Source organism: Sphingopyxis sp., from assembly GCF_050725615.1.
GTDB lineage: Bacteria > Pseudomonadota > Alphaproteobacteria > Sphingomonadales > Sphingomonadaceae > Sphingopyxis.
Map to the genome: position 1 here is coordinate 1 of NZ_JBOHHU010000157.1, position 3,453 is coordinate 3,453.

At 64.1% G+C, this 3,453-nt stretch carries 5 protein-coding genes; all 5 read right to left on the reverse strand.

Annotation, left to right across the window (positions count from 1 at the left end; translation table 11 throughout):
• Window positions 1–37: 37 nt before the first annotated feature.
• Window positions 38–322, reverse strand: coding sequence for a BufA2 family periplasmic bufferin-type metallophore (bufA2, locus tag ACREB7_RS20740; protein WP_431594150.1), 285 nt, complete (start codon window positions 320–322; stop codon window positions 38–40).
• Between the two features lie 111 nt (window positions 323–433).
• Window positions 434–919, reverse strand: a complete 486-nt coding sequence (locus tag ACREB7_RS20745; protein ID WP_431594151.1) for an asparaginase domain-containing protein — start codon at window positions 917–919, stop codon at window positions 434–436.
• Window positions 920–1,025: 106 nt separating this feature from the next.
• Window positions 1,026–2,630, reverse strand: a complete 1,605-nt coding sequence (locus ACREB7_RS20750; protein WP_431594152.1) for a lysine--tRNA ligase — start codon at window positions 2,628–2,630, stop codon at window positions 1,026–1,028.
• Between the two features lie 70 nt (window positions 2,631–2,700).
• A complete protein-coding gene (locus tag ACREB7_RS20755; protein ID WP_431594153.1) occupies window positions 2,701–3,237 on the reverse strand; it encodes a DUF4199 domain-containing protein in 537 nt (178 codons plus the stop codon).
• Window positions 3,238–3,335: 98 nt separating this feature from the next.
• Window positions 3,336–3,446: a helix-turn-helix transcriptional regulator gene (locus tag ACREB7_RS20760; protein ID WP_431594154.1), complete on the reverse strand. Its 111-nt coding sequence runs from the start codon at window positions 3,444–3,446 to the stop codon at window positions 3,336–3,338.
• Window positions 3,447–3,453: the final 7 nt, after the last annotated feature.

A 3,453-nucleotide genomic window follows, 5' to 3' on the forward strand; every position in this document is an offset into this window, starting at 1 on the left:
GCGCGGCGCTGCGCCGCCGCGCGGGACGCCAGCCTGATCAGCCGATGTCGCCGATCACGCCGCCGTCGCTCAGGCATTTGGCGGCGGCCACCGCCTTGAAGCCATGGCCCTTGCAGGCGTTCTGGCCCTTGCATTCATTCGCGCTGGTCTTGCAGTCGGCGGTGCCCTTGCAGCTGTTGACGCCATAGCAATGGACCATGTCCTTGGCGCCGACGGCGCTGCCCGAGCTGCCGGCGGGGGCGTCGGCGGCAAAGGCGGCGCCGGCGAGGGCCAGCGCGGTGGCCGATGCGGCGATCAGGCCGGCGAGTTTGCTGTTGGTCATAAGTTCGATCCTCCGAAAAAGTTCAGATGGAAGAACGAACTGCCCTCCCACCCTTGCTTATTCGTCGGGATCGCGGCGGGGTTACAGGCGACCGCCGATCGGACGGATTATTTAGCCCCGGTCGGCAACAAAACGCCCGGCCGCGCGGTCCTTCTCGGTCGTCGCGGGGTCGAAGATCATGCCGTTCATCGCGATATAGACGCCGGGCGGCAAAGTCTGCGCCGCCGCAAGCGCGAAACCGACGTTGAATTCGGCGTCGCTCGCGCGCACCGACGCCGGCTGCATCGCGCCGGTCATCACGATCGTCTTGCCCGCGATTCCCGCGAGCACCCGGCCGGTGACGACCATCGTGTCGGTGCCATGGGTGACGAGGATATGCGACGCGGCGCTGTCCTCGACCGCCGCGCGGATCGCGGCACGGTCGGCGTCGTCGAGCTCGAGGCTGTCCTTGCGCATCAACTGGGTGACGCGGTGCGGGACATGGACATTATTCTCGCGCAGCATGTCGGGGATCGCTGCGGGGCCGATCTGGAACTCGGACAGCGCGTCGAAATAGACCTTGTCGATCGTCCCGCCGGTGGTGAAGATTTCGATCAACGCGCTGTCCCCTGCACTCCGTTTGTGTCGAGCGAAGTCGAGACACGTTGGCGCCGCGCCTTGCGTCCCTCGACTTCGCTCGGGACGAACGGAGTGGGAGGGCTTCTCATGCTGCCAAAGCCTCGGCGATCAGCCGCCGCGTGTTGTCGATCCCGAACAGCGCGATGAAGCTGCCCATGCGCGGTCCGGCGCTCGAACCGAGCAGGGTCTCGTACAGCGCCTTGAACCAGTCGCGCAGGTTTTCAAAGCCATAGGCTTCGTTCTTGCCGATCTCGTAGACGATATTCTGGATATCGTCGGCCGAGGCATCCGCCGGCAACGCCGCCAGCTTCGCGTCGAGGTCGGCGAGCGCCGCGCCCTCGCCGCCCACCGGCTTGCGGCGGTTCAGCGTCGGCGCGACATAGTCGCGGTTATACGCCATCGCATTGTCGATCAGGCCGTCGAGCTCGGGATAGGTGGCGGCGTCCGCCCCTTCGACATATTGGCCGAGGTAGCGCCAGATCTGCTCCTTCGACGCATCGGCGCCCATCACGCCGACAAGGTTGAGCAGCAGCCCGAAGGTCACCGGCAGTTCCTTCGCGGGAACCTGCTCGCTGCGCGCGACATGAACATGATGCACCGGGTTGCCGAGCTTCTTGTCGCCTTCCTGCGCGGGATAATTGCCGCGCATCTGCAGATATTCGTCGACCGCCTTCGGGATCACGCCGATGTGCAACTGCTTCGCCGCCTTGGGTTCGCGATAGGCGAAGAAGGCGAGACTTTCCTCGCTGCCGTACGACAGCCACTGCTCGAGGCTGAGGCCATTGCCCTTCGACTTCGAAATCTTCTCGCCCTTTTCGTCGAGGAACATTTCGTAGATCAGTCCCTCGGGCTTTTGTCCGCCGATCGCGCGCGCGATCTTGCCCGACTGGACGCCGCTGTCGGTCAGGTCCTTGCCGTACATTTCGTAATCGACGCCCAAGGCGACCCAGCGCATCGCCCAGTCGACCTTCCACTGCAGCTTCGCGCCGCCGCCAAGGATCGAATGGGTGATCGTCTCGCCCTCGTCCTCGAACGACACGAGGCCCTTGTCGGCATCGACCACCGTCACCGGCACCTGCAGCACGATGCCCGAGTTGGGGCTGACCGGCAGGATCGGCGAATAGGTCGCGGCGCGCTCGGCGCGCAGCGTCGGCAGCATGATGTCGAGAATATCCTGGTTGTGGCGCAGGACATTTTTCAGCGCCTCGTCGAACGCCCCCGACTTGTAGCGCTCGGTCGAGCTGACGAATTCATAATCGAAGCCGAAACGGTCGAGAAACTCGCGCAGCATCGCATTGTTATGATGCGCAAAACTCTCATACTTGCCAAACGGATCGGGAATGTCGGTGAGCGGCTTGCCGAGATGGGCGGTCAGCATTTCCTTTTGCGGCACATTGTCCGGAACCTTGCGCAGCCCGTCCATGTCGTCGCTGAACGCGACGAGGCGCGTCGGCGCGCCGCCGGTCAGCGTCTCATAGGCGCGGCGGACCATCGTCGTGCGCAGCACTTCGTTGAAGGTGCCGATATGCGGCAGGCCCGAGGGGCCGTAGCCGGTCTCGAACAGCATCGCTTCGCCGCCCGGCTTGCCCTGCGGATAGCGTTTCACCAGCTTGCGCGCTTCCTCGAACGGCCAGGCCTTGGACGTCAACGCGGGGTCGCGCAGGGCGGGATCGAGATGCAAGTCGGTCATGGCGCGCGCCATAGCGCCAAGATGCGCCGATGGGAAGAAGACCGGGCGCGCCGATCCCCTTCCCCGCCGATTACCCGCGCGCCTGCACCGCCGGCAGGACATTGCTCTTGCGCAGCACGGCCGCCGAAATCAGCGACGCCAGCAGCGCGACGGGCAATATTTCCGCGAAGGTCAGCGCCATGCGGAACGCCGGGTTCTTATATTGCTCGGCCATCGCGTTCATCTCGGTGGAGAATTTCGCGATCTCCGCCGCCGACTTGCCCGCCGCGCGCATATTCTCGATATTGCTGGCGATATATTCGGCCATGAAGGTGCCCCCGGTCTGCCACATATAGACCTCCCAGCTGAGCACATAGAACAGCGCCGCGACGAACGAGATGCCGAGACCGACCGACAGCGCTTTCCAGAAAGTGATCACCCCGCCCCGCTCGACATCGCGATAGCGCTTCACCCCGACGAACACGAAGATCATCCCCAGCAGCATCGACAGATAGCCGGCGACCATGCCCATGGTGCCATGGTCGGTGACGACCGCGATGCTGATCTGCATGCCGATGACGATGATGACGCCCGCGATGGCGCCGTAAACCGCGATGATCCTGCCCATGATCTGTCTCCCCAATGGATGAATGCCATGCGGGACGAGCCGAAACAACGCGCGAAATCCATCGCCCAAATGGGTGATCGGGGCGCTATCGCCCGATTTTACGGCAGGATGTCGAGCGCCCTGGCCTTTTGCACCGCCTGCGTCCGGCTCGCGACCTCGAGCTTTTCATAGATCCGCGCGACATGCGTCTTCACCGTGTTGGGCGAGATGTCGAGC